At 49.9% G+C, this 14,992-nt stretch carries 13 protein-coding genes and 4 pseudogenes; 9 read left to right on the top strand and 8 right to left on the bottom strand.

Annotation, left to right across the window (positions count from 1 at the left end; genetic code table 11):
• Nucleotides 1-216: 216 nt before the first annotated feature.
• Together ABLU86_RS02905 and ABLU86_RS02900 are read left to right on the top strand one after the other, a co-directional pair.
• Nucleotides 217-375: pseudogene (locus tag ABLU86_RS02905) on the top strand (SOS response-associated peptidase); the annotation flags it as partial.
• Nucleotides 362-463: pseudogene (locus ABLU86_RS02900) on the top strand (DinI-like family protein); the annotation flags it as partial. The pseudogenes ABLU86_RS02905 and ABLU86_RS02900, both read left to right, overlap by 14 nt.
• A gap of 229 nt (nt 464-692) precedes the next feature.
• On the opposite strand, the gene ABLU86_RS02895 reads toward ABLU86_RS02900, so the two are convergent.
• On the bottom strand, nt 693-2,063 hold the full coding sequence (locus ABLU86_RS02895) for a right-handed parallel beta-helix repeat-containing protein (protein ID WP_045361466.1): 1,371 nt from the start codon (nt 2,061-2,063) through the stop codon (nt 693-695).
• A 106-nt stretch (nt 2,064-2,169) separates the two neighbouring features.
• On the opposite strand from ABLU86_RS02895, the gene ABLU86_RS02890 reads away from it, so the two are divergent.
• The gene (locus ABLU86_RS02890) at nt 2,170-3,393 is read left to right on the top strand and encodes a hypothetical protein (RefSeq protein WP_045361468.1); all 1,224 of its coding nucleotides are present in this window, start codon (nt 2,170-2,172) and stop codon (nt 3,391-3,393) included.
• 41 nt (nt 3,394-3,434) lie between these two features.
• Here the strand turns inward: ABLU86_RS02890 and ABLU86_RS02885 are convergent, their stop codons facing one another.
• Complete coding sequence (locus ABLU86_RS02885; RefSeq protein ID WP_155959287.1) at nt 3,435-3,584, bottom strand: hypothetical protein; 150 nt, start codon at nt 3,582-3,584, stop codon at nt 3,435-3,437.
• Between the two features lie 378 nt (nt 3,585-3,962).
• On the opposite strand from ABLU86_RS02885, the gene ABLU86_RS02880 reads away from it, so the two are divergent.
• Nucleotides 3,963-4,166 carry a DUF6173 family protein gene (locus tag ABLU86_RS02880; RefSeq protein WP_241866224.1) on the top strand — a complete coding sequence of 68 codons (204 nt, stop codon included), beginning with the start codon at nt 3,963-3,965 and terminating at the stop codon, nt 4,164-4,166.
• A 39-nt stretch (nt 4,167-4,205) separates the two neighbouring features.
• Here ABLU86_RS02880 and ABLU86_RS02875 read toward each other — a convergent pair.
• Together ABLU86_RS02875 and ABLU86_RS02870 are read right to left on the bottom strand one after the other, a co-directional pair.
• Nucleotides 4,206-4,325: pseudogene (locus tag ABLU86_RS02875) on the bottom strand (lysis system i-spanin subunit Rz); the annotation flags it as partial.
• Nucleotides 4,322-4,606: pseudogene (locus ABLU86_RS02870) on the bottom strand (replication protein); the annotation flags it as partial. The pseudogenes ABLU86_RS02870 and ABLU86_RS02875, both read right to left, overlap by 4 nt.
• Nucleotides 4,607-4,677: 71 nt before the next feature.
• Between ABLU86_RS02870 and ABLU86_RS02865 the strand changes: the two are divergent.
• From ABLU86_RS02865 to ABLU86_RS02855, 3 genes are all read left to right on the top strand, one after another.
• Nucleotides 4,678-4,995 carry a VRR-NUC domain-containing protein gene (locus ABLU86_RS02865; RefSeq protein WP_045361474.1) on the top strand — a complete coding sequence of 106 codons (318 nt, stop codon included), beginning with the start codon at nt 4,678-4,680 and terminating at the stop codon, nt 4,993-4,995.
• A 292-nt stretch (nt 4,996-5,287) separates the two neighbouring features.
• Nucleotides 5,288-6,679: a DEAD/DEAH box helicase gene (locus tag ABLU86_RS02860; RefSeq protein ID WP_046883125.1), complete on the top strand. Its 1,392-nt coding sequence runs from the start codon at nt 5,288-5,290 to the stop codon at nt 6,677-6,679.
• Nucleotides 6,680-6,711: 32 nt separating this feature from the next.
• Nucleotides 6,712-6,888 (top strand): AlpA family phage regulatory protein, encoded by a 177-nt coding sequence (locus ABLU86_RS02855; protein ID WP_046883226.1) that lies wholly within the window; start codon nt 6,712-6,714, stop codon nt 6,886-6,888.
• Here the strand turns inward: ABLU86_RS02855 and ABLU86_RS02850 are convergent.
• Entirely contained in the window at nt 6,869-8,050 is a 1,182-nt protein-coding gene (locus tag ABLU86_RS02850) for a site-specific integrase (RefSeq protein ID WP_108684154.1), read from the bottom strand. The genes ABLU86_RS02855 and ABLU86_RS02850 overlap by 20 nt on opposite strands.
• 173 nt (nt 8,051-8,223) lie before the next feature.
• Here ABLU86_RS02850 and sbcB point away from each other — a divergent pair, with 173 nt between their 5' ends.
• On the top strand, nt 8,224-9,654 hold the full coding sequence (sbcB, locus tag ABLU86_RS02845) for an exodeoxyribonuclease I (RefSeq protein ID WP_046883234.1): 1,431 nt from the start codon (nt 8,224-8,226) through the stop codon (nt 9,652-9,654).
• 38 nt (nt 9,655-9,692) lie between these two features.
• Here the strand turns inward: sbcB and fusA are convergent, their stop codons facing one another.
• Entirely contained in the window at nt 9,693-11,795 is a 2,103-nt protein-coding gene (fusA, locus tag ABLU86_RS02840) for an elongation factor G (protein WP_042895686.1), read from the bottom strand.
• Nucleotides 11,796-12,033: 238 nt separating this feature from the next.
• Here fusA and ABLU86_RS02835 point away from each other — a divergent pair, with 238 nt between their 5' ends.
• The gene (locus ABLU86_RS02835; RefSeq protein ID WP_015365828.1) at nt 12,034-12,345 is read left to right on the top strand and encodes a helix-turn-helix domain-containing protein; all 312 of its coding nucleotides are present in this window, start codon (nt 12,034-12,036) and stop codon (nt 12,343-12,345) included.
• Between the two features lie 111 nt (nt 12,346-12,456).
• Here ABLU86_RS02835 and plaP read toward each other — a convergent pair whose 3' ends face one another.
• Together plaP and ABLU86_RS02825 are read right to left on the bottom strand one after the other, a co-directional pair.
• Nucleotides 12,457-13,815 (bottom strand): putrescine/proton symporter PlaP, encoded by a 1,359-nt coding sequence (gene plaP, locus ABLU86_RS02830; RefSeq protein ID WP_015365827.1) that lies wholly within the window; start codon nt 13,813-13,815, stop codon nt 12,457-12,459.
• 288 nt (nt 13,816-14,103) lie between these two features.
• On the bottom strand, nt 14,104-14,985 hold the full coding sequence (locus ABLU86_RS02825) for a LysR substrate-binding domain-containing protein (protein ID WP_045361488.1): 882 nt from the start codon (nt 14,983-14,985) through the stop codon (nt 14,104-14,106).
• Nucleotides 14,986-14,992: the final 7 nt, after the last annotated feature.

Below are 14,992 nucleotides of genomic sequence, written 5' to 3'. Positions count from 1 at the left end.
ACCATGGATAACGAATCGATTATGCAAGACAGCGCCAATCAGCCTGGATTTTTATTCCACGACTACGCGCAGTAGCCATGCAACTCGCGCCATTAAAGCCACCCATCTCAGCGCACTTTTATTTGGTACGCAATTTGGTACACAACCAATAATGTACCTCGAATGCTGATTTTGCCCCCTGCCCTATACTTTCAGTTTGACTGACTGGAGGTTTCTATGTGTGGATGTTTTGCACAAGCCCAAACCCGTGAAGAATATCTTGCTTACCTGTCCGATGAAGCCGATCGTGACATCGCATATGAGCCGGAGCCGATTGGTCGATACAACGTCTCGCCCGGTACCAAAGTTTTGCTACTGAACGAACGCGTTAAACAGTGACTGCACGAAAACCGAGAAAGAACGGCTTAACCGCATGCTTGAAGAGATGTTTGAAGAGTCAGATATGTGGTTAGTCAATGAGTGATACCTCATGCTAACCATATCAGCTCCTCTTTTCTGCTCCTGAAGGGAGATATTTATATATCGTCTTAACCCCTACCCAGTAGAGACGGATTCCAATACTACAAGTGAAACGTCGATAATGGTGATGGTGAATATCACCAACAGAATTAAAGCTGCTACCCTTGAAAAAAAATTGCTTTAGGGTGGCATAACTTAATGTATATTTACATTAAGTTTATAAATTACATTTATTAATAACCTTCTATTCCTGAAACTAAAGTTTTTTTAGTATTTTTTATTGTAACTTTAGCATTTGAATCTGCTCCATACCCACTGTAATTAGTAGATATATCACCTTTCTTTGAGTTTACAATGTAATTATTTTCAATTGTTAGATGCCCTGTTAATTCAAGCCCCTTTTTTTTTTCAAGGAAGATGGCCTGTCTAATGTTGCTTCCTTCTAATTTATTATCTTCAACAACGCCGCCTTCAACCCCAGTTAGAGTCAAAGAGTTCATCCCCGAATTTTTTACAGCATTATTTTTAACAAAGACATTTGATATTGGGTTATGTCGTGCATTGATCAGGATTCCGATTCTACGGCAATCACTAACATTATTATCATATACTCTTGCCACTTGCCCATCACCACCAACAAAAATACCATCAACGCCAGCGCCAGAAACAACATTTTTTGTTACGTCAACTGCACCCTTACTTTCAAAGACATCTATACAGTTGTTTCCTGCATTTTTTGAAATACAATTTTTTATAGTGCCTTCATTCATGAAGCCCATGCCGATATTACAGTATCCATTCATTTCTGAAGTGATATTTTCAATTAATTGTTTGCCATAGTATTTTTTTGAATGATGGAAAAGTCCGAACCAGGCATTATTGCTAGCTGTTATTTTTGCGTTAGAAGTATCTATGTTCCACGCATAACCACCATTACCAATCCTAATTCCATTTCGATCGTCTGCATCGCCAATTACACTCTGCCCAGGCATGCAGCGATCATAGCCGCCATTGAATACTTTTGCACCAATAAGATAAGGAAGCTCTCCAGATTCAAGGAACAATGAGTTTTTATCAATTTTTTTAATCTTAAACTTACCATCGCCAAGCCAGATATATTGGCCAGGCTTGAAAGCACTTGCGTCAACTACTTCCAGGCGATTAGTAAGACGTAAATCTACGCTGTTAGAGAGTGTGGTTAAGCTCTTTCTACCGTTGTCACTGTATGAACATTCACCAATGGCAATAAAACTGTTACCTTTTTGCTTATTGCTCAATATCTTACACCCAGGACCAGCAAAGCCATTAACAGAAACATTTTCATGAATGACAGTTCCGTCTTTGGCTTGAAAAATAGGGCCCGGTCCAAAATACCCCGGTGCAGGAACGAATTTTATGTTCACAAAATGACCGCCTCTAAGGGTTAGCGGCTCATTAACCAAAACTGTTGCCCCTCCACCATCTACCGGCACACCAGAAGCATCAATACCTTTTAGCCACGCCACATCCCTACCGCCACCTAACGCGAATCTGGCAGGAATGAGTGCCCCTACAGATCCTGCAGCCAACCCAATCACCACTTGTCTACGTGTAAACCCATCCATATAGCCCCCAACTTGTTCCAATCATGCCATGCATTTTTCTTGATATACTACTATATATTACATATATTGCACGATATGACACTAATGGATCTCATGAGTTCTTAAAATGACAATTAGTTTAAGAAAAGTCCAAAAATGGATATTTTATTTCCTTGTATTTTTTATTGTCTTTGATGGCGTTAGGAGTAATCTGGTTATCTCTGGATTCATATCTCCATTCAGGGAATTGTTCCTAAATCTTTTTATTTTAAGTTCTATACCTTTATTGAGGCTATGCAAAAGAAAAGATGTGGCCCTTGTCGCTCCTTACTTAATAATTTCCGCTCTGGCGATAATAAACATACCAATAACATTATCTATAGATATAACAACATATAATGTTGGCCCTATAAATGTTTTTGAGAATAAATACTCAGCCGTATACAAGCACATAATATTCTCAATAATTTTCTTATCAATGATATGTTTTATCAGAAATGATGAAGAATCGGCCACTAAAGGAATTGGCCTGATGATTAACCTGGCTGCAATATATTCAATAATAACGATTCCAATTTATTTGCATGGGGCCCCTCTTTTTAAAGAGAATTTTAGGGACTGGGGTAGGATGGGGGTTGGCTATCCTACAATGGACGGTCAAATGATATGCTTTTCAATTTTCTGTTTGATCTTTTTGGTTAAACAGAAAAGTGTATTTTTATTTAACATTAAGATGGCAGCATTGCTAATTGGTCTTGTTGCACAGAATACGGGAACAGCAATTGTAACGATGGTTGTCATTGGTGCTCTTTCGATAATAAAGAAACCAGGAAAGACATTTACATATGTTGCCATTATGATTCCATTCATAGCTGCACTAGTTATAAAGCAATATTACTCCAATCCTGAGTTCTTCACAGACATGCTATATGTTTTGAATACTAAGATAGAGCAACTTCTTCACCCTGAGATGGCATCAAGCAGTAATCTTGACACTCTTCAAATGCGAGCTGCGCAATTTGACATGCTTGAAAAGGTATTGAAGCATGACCCAATGCTCAGGATATTTGGTGTTGGAGGGGAGGCATACATTGAAAACGAATTCAGATTAACACTTGTAGCTTATGGTATATTCTCGTTTGCTGCATTCATTATCTCTTTCGTATGGATGGCTTTCATCTCTATTAATAAAAAGAATAATAACAAGTTGCTGCTCCTTACGATAATTGTCATGTGGGCTTTTACTAGCTACACACTTTCCAGTATTCATCTATTCACAACTTCGTTTATGTTCTGCCTTGTATTTTCCTATACCTATATTACTGGCGAAAGAGATCGAATGGTAAATTAATAATGACAACTGAGAGGGAGGCCATTGGCCTCCTTCTGTATCTATTTATTCAAAGAAGCAATGATTCCAGCCATAACAAAGCAGTTAAATTCATCATATCTAAGCATATAAATCTCTCCTGCGCTTTGTCCTGCCACTTCTTCTTTAACTATATTCCCACTTTCATCATATTCTGCTTCTTGTGGAATCACATTATTCCATGACTCGTATGTAATGACACCATATGCTCTCCAGTCAAGGCCATTCCCTTCAAAGCAATCCTTAACATCCTGAGCTATTGCACCGATATGATATCTTGCATTTTCCTCCCCCCTTTTCTATTATTGCTGATTTAAGTTTGTACTTCCTGTATAGCGTTCCGCACTGTATTGCACACTTTATTTCCTGCTCTGATAACTCATGGATGTCTGATTTATAATTTTCATCAGATACCACGGTTACAGCATTTCGTGAATAAATGTTGTTTACTGGTGATGATGATGAAGCAATGTTTAAAGTGGCGACTGACGTTGGAACCAACCCGGTATTATTAATAGAGAATTGCTTAAAGTAAGCCGCTGACCATCTGACTGTGGAGAGTCCGAGTTGCATTCCATTATCAACATTCTTTTATCGGGCAACTTGAAGATGGAAGTCCAGTCGAGTTAATTCAACACGTCAATCAGATTAACATATTGCTTATTAAGAAAAAAAGGCTTAATCCGGATGAAGCAAAGAGACCTATAGGATTCGCAGACTGGCCAGAATACGACACATTTAAAAGCAAAAATTAAGGTGCACATGGCCTTCTAAGAAGGCCTTCCCACGCAAGTTTATCGGTAGCACTGTGTTCGAATGTATTCCTGCAAGTAGTTCACTTGTGCGGTGATGGTGACGATTCGCTCTCTGAGGATGAAATAATCCCGCTCAGCGGAGTCAGCAAGTCGGGGACCGATACAGGGAGCACGTCGGCCAGCTGCTGCCACAGCGTTTCGAGCTGGTCAGTCGTCACCGCCGGCGGATCATCCGGCAGCACGTTATCCCATTCGATACGGGCGCCGCTGCTGTGCGTACCGCAGGCAACGAATTGTTGACCGTTGGCCAGCAGCTCGATAATGCCGAGATCGCCCTCGAGGCGGTGAATGCGTTTGCGGAAATCACCTTCCACACCCAGCAGGTACAGGCATTTATTGCTGTTAGCACGCCAGCGTCGCGGTGAAACGTCGCCCAGCAGCTAGCGCAGGATGGCAGGATTCCGGTAAGCGAGTGGATGCCGCTGCCAGCCACCGGGCAGGGTAAGAGCTGATGGCCTACGAACGCGAAAGCATTATCGAAAAGCACCTCGCCGCTGCGGTGAAAGCCGCCGGCGGGATTGCTTACAAATTTGTATCACCCGGGCGCCGTTCGGTTCCCGATCGCATCGTGCTGCTGCCCGGTGGCCGTATCGTTTTCGTAGAATGCAAAGCCCCCGGTAAAGCACCACATGCCGACCAGCTGCGCGAGCATGAACGACTGCGCGCGCTGGGCTTTAACGTGGTGGTGCTGGATAGCAAAGATATGAGGGGATTATTTAAAGTGTACAAACAACTCGATATAAATCTTGAGATATTTGGGTATAGATAATTTTCCCGCCGGTATCATAAACCCTAACGATAATTTTGGTCCAAGCACCCGCATACAAAAGCATTTGTGCACGGGCTTTCGGGTCGTGGAAGACGTGCGCCGGAGGTAATTCGAAACCCTTTAACAAAAGCGGTTTAATTGTTGGTAGTTGATGGAAGTTAGGATTTCCCTCGTCAACTTCGTTGGCATCAACCTCATATTCAAGCGTCCCCGTTGGCGAAAAATTCTTCAGGAGTTAAGCTCTGTGTAATCAGTTTCATACGGTTACATCCTTTTAAAGTGGAAAAGCATTATGACAAAAGCTTTTAAGCCACGCCCCTACCAAGATCTCATCATCAATCACGAAATCGATATCGAGCGCTGCAACATCTGGGCGGGTATGGGTATGGGTAAAACAGTGGCGACACTGACCGCGCTGGAAGATCTCTTCATGTGCGGAGCAGAAACACAGCCGGCGCTGGTACTGGCGCCACTGCGCGTGGCAGCCAGCACATGGCCTGATGAGGCTGTAAAGTGGGGCCACCTGCGTAACATCGAAGTGCAGCCGATTGTCGGTACCGCCAAAGCGCGCGCTGCGGCGCTCGCAAACTGCAACGCCAGCGTGTTTACCATCAACTACGACAATCTGGTGTGGCTGGCCGAAGAACTCGGCGGCCATTGGCCGTTCGCTACCATCATCTCTGACGAAAGCACCCGGCTTAAATCGTTCCGGCTGCGTGGCGGAGGTAGGCGCGCGGCGGCGCTCGGCAAAGTGGCACACAAGCATGTAGGTCGCTGGATGAACCTCACCGGCACGCCGGCGCCGAATGGCCTGGTGGATTTGTGGGGGCAAGCGTGGTTTGTCGATCAGGGGCAACGCCTCGGGCGCACGTACGGCGCGTTTACCTCCCGCTGGTTTAACTCGATACAGTTCCCCGGCCAGAGCTGGACAAAGCTGGAGCCGTTCGCGCATTCGCAGGACGAAATACAGCGCGCGCTGGCCGATGTGACTATCTCGCTGGATGCCGCCGACTGGTTCGATATCAAAGAGCCCATCCATAACGTGATCCGCGTGGACATGCCACCAAAAGCGCGCCAGCAGTATCGCGAGATGGAAAAGGAAATGTTCCTCGAGCTGAACGGTGAAGGCATCGAAGCGCCGAACGCTGCGGCAAAGACGGTGAAGTGCCTGCAAATCGCCAGCGGCGCGGTGTACACCGACGACGCCGGGAACTGGTCAGAACTTCACGACGCTAAGCTGCAGGCGCTGGACAGCATACTCGCTGAAGCAGCTGGCGCACCGGTGCTGGTTGCCTACCACTGGAAGCACGACCTAGAGCGGCTACTCAAAGCGTTCCCCCGCAGCCGCCATCTTGACCAGGATCCGCAGACGCTGCGCGACTGGAACGCCGGAAAAACACCGGTGCTGTTCGCCCACCCCGCCAGCACAGGCCACGGACTGAACATGCAGGACGGCGGCAACATACTGGTGTTTTTCTCGCACTGGTGGGCTCTGGAGCATTACCAGCAAATTATCGAACGTATCGGGCCAACCCGGCAAATTCAGGCCGGACACAACCGCCCGGTATTCATACACCACCTTATCGCCGCCGGCACTATGGATGAAATGGTGATGGAACGGCGCAATTCAAAACGTACAGTGCAGGATATCCTGCTCGATGCCATGAAAAAAAGAGGCCAGTAGGCCGTAGGAGGTGGTTAGTGGCCAGCGTTGAAATGATAACCGAGAAAGAAGTGATGCAGATGATGCACATTTCATCGCGTATGACCATATGGAAATATACCGAGCGTTATAATTTCCCAAAACCGATACGCACCCACCCCAAACAATACCTGCTGTCTGAGGTGGAAGCGTGGATTTTAAATGGCGGTATCAACCCGAAATCTTCTTGATATGCCAGAATATCTTTTCTGCGTACAGCTCGTAGGCGTCTTTCTGTTCTGCTATCCAGTCATGCTTATTGTACACAGTCAGGACGCCACCAAGCTCATGCCCCAGCATCTTCTCGATAACATGCGGGGCTACACCCTCTTCAGAAAGGCGAGTTGCCAGCGTGCGACGAAAGTCATGGGCTGTAAATTCGCCAATACCCAGTGAAACCTCGATTCTTTTCAGGAAGCGATTAGCACCGGCGATGGACATAGGCTTAGTCAGATCAGGCCCGGGAAAAAGAATGTTTCCGTAGGTCATTTCTGCCTTTTTCAGCAAAGTATCCGCTGCGTCAAAAATCGGTCGTCTGACAACTTTTTTGGTCTTACTCCTTTCGGCTAGAAGCAGCCAAATCCCCTCTTCCCTGTTAAACTCACCCTTTACCGAATCCCGTATCTCACTATTTCTTGCGCCATAAAGCATTAATAACTGATGCAACAACCGGTTCGACGTTGAACCACGGCTGCGCTCAATGGTCAGCCAGATTTTTGCAAGCTGATTGTAGCTTAGCGTCACCTCACCGACTGAGGGCTTAACACCGATATCCTTAGGCTGCAGGAGCATCAGCTCAGGCGCGCTGACAAACTGCCTACGAACGCACCACCCTATCGCCGTTCGTAACTGAATCAGCAGCTGCCTGGCACGCCGTGGGTTAATACGCTCCTCTTCGGCGAACCGCTCCACCCATAACCGCACGGGGATATCTTCGACAGGAACTCCCGAAAAAGCGTCGCTCATATGTTTAATGACAGTCGATTTATAGAGCGCCTGCGTTTTTTCCCTCAACGAGATATCAACGTAGTTTTCCTTCCAGTAGTCCAGGCACTCTTTTACAGTGGGCTTGTTTTGGGCGCGTGGCCCGCCGGCCATGATCCGGGGGTCAATCCCTTTATCAACTGCCTCGCGCAAATCGGCAACCTTGTTGCGTGCGTCTCTTAACGTTAAGGATGGGTAACGTCCAAGCCCCAGACGATGCTGTTTGCCGTCCCAACGAAAACGGAACTGAAAGCTGATTACCCCTTTAGGCGTTATGCGGATCCCAAGCCCGTCTGAATCAGTGATTTCAGCCGGGCCCGAATATGGTTTACCATAGAGAGAACGCAGTTTTGTGTCGCTAATTGCTATTCTGTATTTTGTACTCAGCTAAATGATGATTTATGTACTTATCCTGTACTCAATATCGCATGTACTGGTGTAATCGACATGTTTAGCGGTGTACAAAAGTTATCAAATAAAGGCAATAAAGACGTTAAAACAAACCAAAATCAAATACATATAACATCGAGCGCATAAATCAGGTGACAGTAAAAAACGAAATCATACAGAGCACATTCCTCTTCCACGACTACGAAACCTTCGGTACCAGCCCTTCGCTCGACCGGCCGGCGCAGTTCGCCGCCATCCGTACCGATAGCGATCTGAATGTCATTGGCGAACCGGAAGTCTTCTACTGCAAGCCTGCGGACGACTACCTGCCGCAACCACAGGCGGTGATGATTACCGGAATTACGCCACAGGAAGCGCTGGCCAAAGGCGACAACGAGGCCGCTTTCGCCCGCCGCATCAACGATCTGTTCACGGTGCCGAAAACCTGTATCGTCGGCTACAACAATGTCCGTTTTGATGATGAAGTCAGCCGTAATATTTTTTACCGCAACTTTTACGATCCGTACGCCTGGAGCTGGCAGCATGATAATTCGCGCTGGGACCTGCTGGATGTGATGCGCGCCTGCTATGCCCTGCGCCCGGAAGGTATCAACTGGCCTGAAAATGAAGATGGTCTGCCAAGCTTCCGCCTTGAGCATCTGACCGTCGCGAATGGCATAGAGCATAGCAATGCCCACGATGCGATGGCCGATGTGTACGCCACTATCGCGATGGCGAAACTGGTGAAGACCCATCAGCCGCGCCTGTTTGACTATCTGTACAGTCATCGAAATAAACGCAAGCTGGCGACGTTAATCGACGTGCCGCAGTTGAAACCACTGGTCCACGTTTCCGGTATGTTCGGCGCCGCCCGCGGCAACACTAGCCTGGTCGCGCCGCTGGCCTGGCATCCGGATAACCGCAATGCGGTGATTATGGTTGACCTGGCGGGGGATATGTCGCCGTTGTTGGAGCTCGACGCCGATACATTGCGCGAGCGCCTGTATACTCCGCGAGACGAACTCGGCGATTTACCGGCAGCGCCAATTAAGCTGGTGCATTTAAATAAATGCCCGGTGCTGGCGCAGGCCAATACGTTGCGTCCGCAGGATGCCGACCGTTTAGGTATCAATATTCAGCACTGCCTGGAGAACGCCCAACTGCTGCGCGCAAATCCGCAGGTACGTGAGAAAGTGGTAGCACTGTATGCCGAAGCCGAACCGTTCGTGCCATCGGATAATGTTGACGCCCAACTGTACAACGGATTCTTTAGCGATGCCGATCGCGCGGCGATGAAGATAGTGCTGGAAACCGAACCGCGTAACCTGCCAGCGCTGGATATTACGTTTGCGGATAAACGCATTGAGCGCCTGCTGTTTAACTACCGCGCGCGTAACTTCCCCGGTACGCTTGATGAAAACGAACAGCAGCGCTGGTTAGAGCACCGCCGTAACGTCTTTACGCCGGAGTTTTTGCAGGCCTATGCCGATGAACTGCAGGTGATGTATCAACAGTATGCTGACGATAGTGAAAAACAAGCCCTGTTGAAAGCGCTGTGGCAATATGCGCAGGAAATCGTTTAACCCGGGCCAGGCCGTCACCGTAGCCCGGGAGTACTGACTTAACTTTTCGCGCGGCTGGCGATGATGTCGTCGGCCACGTTACGCGGCGCTTCTGCGTAATGATGGAACTCCATGCTATAGGTCGCGCGACCCTGCGACATCGAGCGCAGCGTGGTGGAATAACCGAACATTTCGGCCAGCGGCACATCGGCACGAATAATCTGGCTACCGAAACGCTCCTCCATCCCCTGCACCATTCCGCGACGGGAAGAGAGATCGCCCATAATATTGCCAGCGTACTCTTCCGGCGTCTCCACCTCGACGTGCATCACCGGCTCCAGGATCACCGGGTCCGCTTTTCGCGCCCCTTCCTTAAAGCCGAAAATCGCCGCCATACGGAAAGCCATTTCGGAGGAGTCGACGTCATGATACGAACCAAACGTCAGGGTCGCTTTAACGTCGACAACCGGATAGCCCGCCAGCACGCCGGTGCCCATCGCTTCACGCAGCCCTTTTTCCACAGAAGGGATGTATTCACGCGGTACGACCCCGCCTTTAGTGGCATCTTCAAACACAAAGCCGCTCCCCGCCGCCAAGGGCTCCAGGGTCAGCACGACGTGCCCATACTGCCCCTTACCGCCGGACTGACGCACAAATTTACCTTCCACATCCTTCACCGTTTTACGGATGGTTTCCCGATAGGTAACCTGCGGACGGCCAATATTCGCCTCAACGCCGAACTCGCGTTTCATACGGTCGACGATAATCTCCAGATGCAACTCCCCCATCCCGGAGATAATCGTCTGCCCGGACTCTTCATCGGTATGCAGGCGGAACGACGGATCCTCGGAAGCCAACCGCTGTAGCGCAATGCCCATTTTCTCCTGGTCGGCCTTGGTCTTCGGTTCAATCGCCAGCGAAATGACCGGTTCCGGGAACTCCATGCGCTCAAGAGTGATGACCGCATCCGGATCGCACAGCGTATCGCCCGTCGTGACATCTTTTAGACCAACACAGGCGGCAATATCACCGGCATGCAGCTCGTCGACTTCGTGGCGATCGTTGGCATGCATCAGCACGATGCGCCCGATACGTTCTTTCTTGCCCTTCACCGGGTTAAAGACCGCATCGCCTTTTTTCAACGTCCCGGAATAGACGCGAATAAAGGTCAACTGGCCGACGTAGGGATCGGTCATGAGTTTAAACGCCAGCGCAGACAGCGGCTCATCGTCGCTCGGGTGACGCTCCGCCGGTTGCCCCTTATCATCAATGCCCTGAATCGCCGGAATATCCAGCGGCGACGGCATTAACTCAACGACCGCATCGAGCATCCGCTGCACGCCTTTATTTTTAAAGGCGCTGCCGCAGAGCACCGGCTGGATTTCGCCGCCGACCGTGCGTTTACGTAGCCCGGCCACAATTTCTGCTTCGCTCAGTTCGCCGCTTTCGAGATATTTATCCATCAGCTCATCACTGGCTTCCGCCGCGGCCGAAACCATTTTTTCCCGCCACTCCTGAGCCGTCGGCAGCAGGTCATCAGGCACAGGCGCATAGCTGAACGTCATCCCCTGCGTTGCATCATCCCACAGAATGGCCCGCATCTTTATCAGGTCGACGACGCCGGTGAAATGCTCTTCGGCGCCAATGGGGATAACAATCGGCACCGGATTGGCCTTCAGGCGATCGATCATCATTTGCACCACGCGGAAGAAATCGGCGCCCGGGCGGTCCATTTTGTTAACGAACGCCAACCGCGGGACGTGATACTTATTAGCCTGCCGCCAGACGGTCTCCGACTGCGGCTGCACGCCGCCGACCGAGTCATAGACCATCACCGCGCCGTCCAGCACGCGCATCGAACGTTCTACTTCGATGGTAAAGTCCACGTGCCCCGGGGTATCAATGATATTGATACGATGGGGCTCAAAGCTGCGGTCCATCCCGGGCCAGAAGCAGCTTACCGCTGCGGAAGTAATGGTAATCCCACGCTCCTGCTCCTGCGCCATCCAGTCGGTAGTTGCCGCGCCATCGTGTACTTCACCCAGCTTATGGCTCATTCCGGTGTAAAACAGAATGCGCTCAGTGGTGGTGGTTTTGCCGGCATCGATATGCGCGGAGATACCGATGTTGCGATAACGTTCGAGGGGGATGGGTCGGGGCATGATGCGTCCTTAGTCATTTTGACTGTCAATGAGCGGCTAAATCTGCCGCGGTTAGGTTTACGGCATCTATAATAGTACAACTGTACGAGTATACTCGAACTATTTTTACTATCACTGCTATCGGTCAGCTTGCGACGGCGCGCGTGGCGCAAGAAAAGGAGTTTGGGTATAGTAGCCGCCAGCCGCCGATACGGGTTGCTGTTCGCGTGAACAGCACAACCGCCGACACAGGAATATTATGATCGCCAATCACCCCGAACGTGAACAAATTCGCCTCGAAAATGTTCTTTTTGCCCTGGGCAACCCCTTGCGGCTGGAAATCATTCGCACGCTCTCCGACGGCAGCGAGCAGAGTTGTAACGCATTGCGCAAAGAAGATATCGCGAAATCCACCATGACTCACCACTGGCGGGTGCTGCGCGACAGCGGCGTGATCTGGCAACGTCCTCAGGGGCGGGAAAATCTCATTTCGCTTCGCCGCGACGATTTGGATGCCCGTTTTCCAGGGCTGTTGGATACGCTGCTTAATGTGATGCGACAGGAGAAGTAAGCCATCCCTGTGCCCCCGGCAAAGCGACAGTCGCCAGCGGGGAAAAGCAGCGGACGCCAGAAACAAAAAAGCCGGAGGTTTCCCTCCGGCTTTTCTTATCATAAAGCGTAATTACGCAACGTCTTCGTACTGCGGTACCGGGTTGCGGAAGCTTTTGGTTACGCACGCCAGGTAAATCAGACCGATACCGGCCCAGATCAGACCCAGGATCATCGAGCTCTCTTCCAGGTTAACCCACAGCGCGCCAACGGTCAGGGCGCCGCACATCGGCAGGAACAGATACTGGAAGTGGTCTTTCAGCGTCTTGTTGCGTTTCTCGCGGATCCAGAACTGCGAGATAACCGACAGGTTAACGAAGGTGAACGCCACCAGCGCACCGAAGTTAATCAGCGCAGTCGCCATCACCAGGTCAAAGTTAATCGCCAGCAGCGCGATCGCGCCAACCAGGATGATGTTCATCGCCGGGGTGCGCCAGGTCGGATGCACGTAGCCGAAGAAGCTTTTCGGGAATACGCCATCACGGCCCATAACGTACATCAGACGCGCAACGCCAGCATGCGCCGCCATACCGGAAGCCAGCACGGTGATGGTGGAGAAGATCAGCGCGCCTACCTGGAAGGCTTTACCTGCCACATACAGCATAATTTCAGGCTGTGAGGCATCCGGATCCTTAAAGCGCGAGATATCCGGGAAGTACAGCTGCAGGAAGTAGGTGGCAAAAATGAAGATCAGGCCGCCAATCAGCGCAGTCAGGAAGATAGCGCGCGGAATAACGCGTTCTGCATCTTTGGTCTCTTCAGACAGATTGCTGATGCCGTCAAAGCCGGTAAATGAGAAGCAGAGAATCGTCGCCCCGGTAATCATCGGGATAACGTGCGCATCGCCGGACCAGAACGGACGACTGCTGGCCAGCGTACCGGCGCCCTCGCCTTCAAATACGCCATACACCACCATGCCGAGGATCACGGCAATCAGTACCACCTGCAGCACCACGATAACGGTGTTGAAGTTGGCGACGGACTTGATGCTGCGCAGGTTAAAGGCGGTCATGAACGCGACCAGCGCGATAACAAACACCCACGATGGAATCGAAGGCACCAGCGCTTCAAAGTAAATTTTCGCCAGCAGGATGTTGATCATCGGCGCGAACAGGTAGTCGAGCAGAGAGGACCAACCCACCATGAAGCCTACGGTCGGGCTAATGGATTTCTGGGCGTAGGTATACGCGGAACCCGCGGAAGGATAACGGCGTACCAGCTTCCCGTAGCTCAGCGCAGTAAAAAGAATAGCGATTAACGCAAAGGCGTAGGCCGTCGGCACGTGACCGTCGGTCATACCAGAGACGATACCAAACGTATCGAACAGCGTCATCGGCTGCATATAGGCCAGGCCCATCATTACAACCGGAACTAACGTAAGGGTTTTACGTAATTCCACGCGAGAGGTATTTGGAGTAGCGTTATGCGACATAGTTATCCCCTTTTACGGCGAAGGCCAGCGCGTAAGCAAAAAATTGCCCCATTTCTTTCTATTCCTCAGCGACAACGACTGTCGGTTTTTAGTAAATATCTATCCGGTACGAAGCCCGGCCTCTTGGTATTGAATGATGTGTCTTTCGACCAAAAAAATAACCGACACTTTAAAAAAAGCGTCGGCTAGTCTCTGGTTTTCAGGCTGCGTATTTTGCAACAACTTCTGGCTTAATGACAAGATGTTGAAAGGTTTATTAATAGGCTAAGAATTCTAACCGCCTAATATTCATACTATTTTAGTATTGTAGATCTGACGAATAGCACTATTTGCTAATATCGCTTGTAACCACCATTGCGCGGCAAGGCCAAAAACGTCTTCATTCCAGCCAATCCATGCCCGATGCAGCCGCGCGGGTGTGCTAATACGTTTCTCGACCAATTTTCCCTTCTCCAGCAAGGCCTCTGCCAGATAGCGCGGCAGGTAAGCCCAGCCCAGCCCGGCGCATACCAGCTCCAGCAGGCTATTCATATCATAAACCGTCACACTCTCCTGCTTTTCGCTTTGCAGCAACCCGGCATTGCAAATAATCGCCCGATATCGCTGTAACACCCGCAAATTCAACGGTTCCTTAGCCTGCGCCAGCGGATGATTAATCGCGACCACAAAACACAGATCCACATCGCCAAGCAGACTAAAACCATAACCCACCAGCGTTGGCGGCTCGTTAAGCGCGCCCAGCACCATGTCGACCTCGCCTGCCGCCAGAGCATCCCAACCACCAGCGCTAGTGAACTGCAAACGGGTCACGTTGCGTTGTTGATAAAACTGTTCCATCAGTGAAGTTAAAAGAGAGAAAGGAAAAGTCATATCGACACTGATGGTCAGGGTATTTTCCCAGCCCTGATGTAGCCTGATGGCCTGCAGCTCAAGTTCGCGAGCGGTATGGAGTAGCTCACGTCCTTTCTCCAGCAGCATCTGCCCGGTGCAAGTAAAGCGCGCCCGATGACCGCTGCGATCCAGCAGTTGGATATTCAGATCGCTTTCTAATTTATGGATGGTATAGCTCAGCGCCGAGGGGGTTTTATAGAGCTTTGCCGAAGCCGCGGCAAAGCTCCCCTCTTTTTCTAAGGCATCAAGAATAACGAGAACATCCAGCAGTGGTTTCATCGCCCCC

It is taken from the genome of Klebsiella sp. JN_Kp121, assembly GCF_040062145.1.
Classification (GTDB): Bacteria; Pseudomonadota; Gammaproteobacteria; order Enterobacterales; family Enterobacteriaceae; genus Klebsiella; species Klebsiella aerogenes.
The sequence above is the reverse complement of the archived record's forward strand: the minus strand, read 5'-3'. Positions and strand labels throughout refer to the sequence as shown.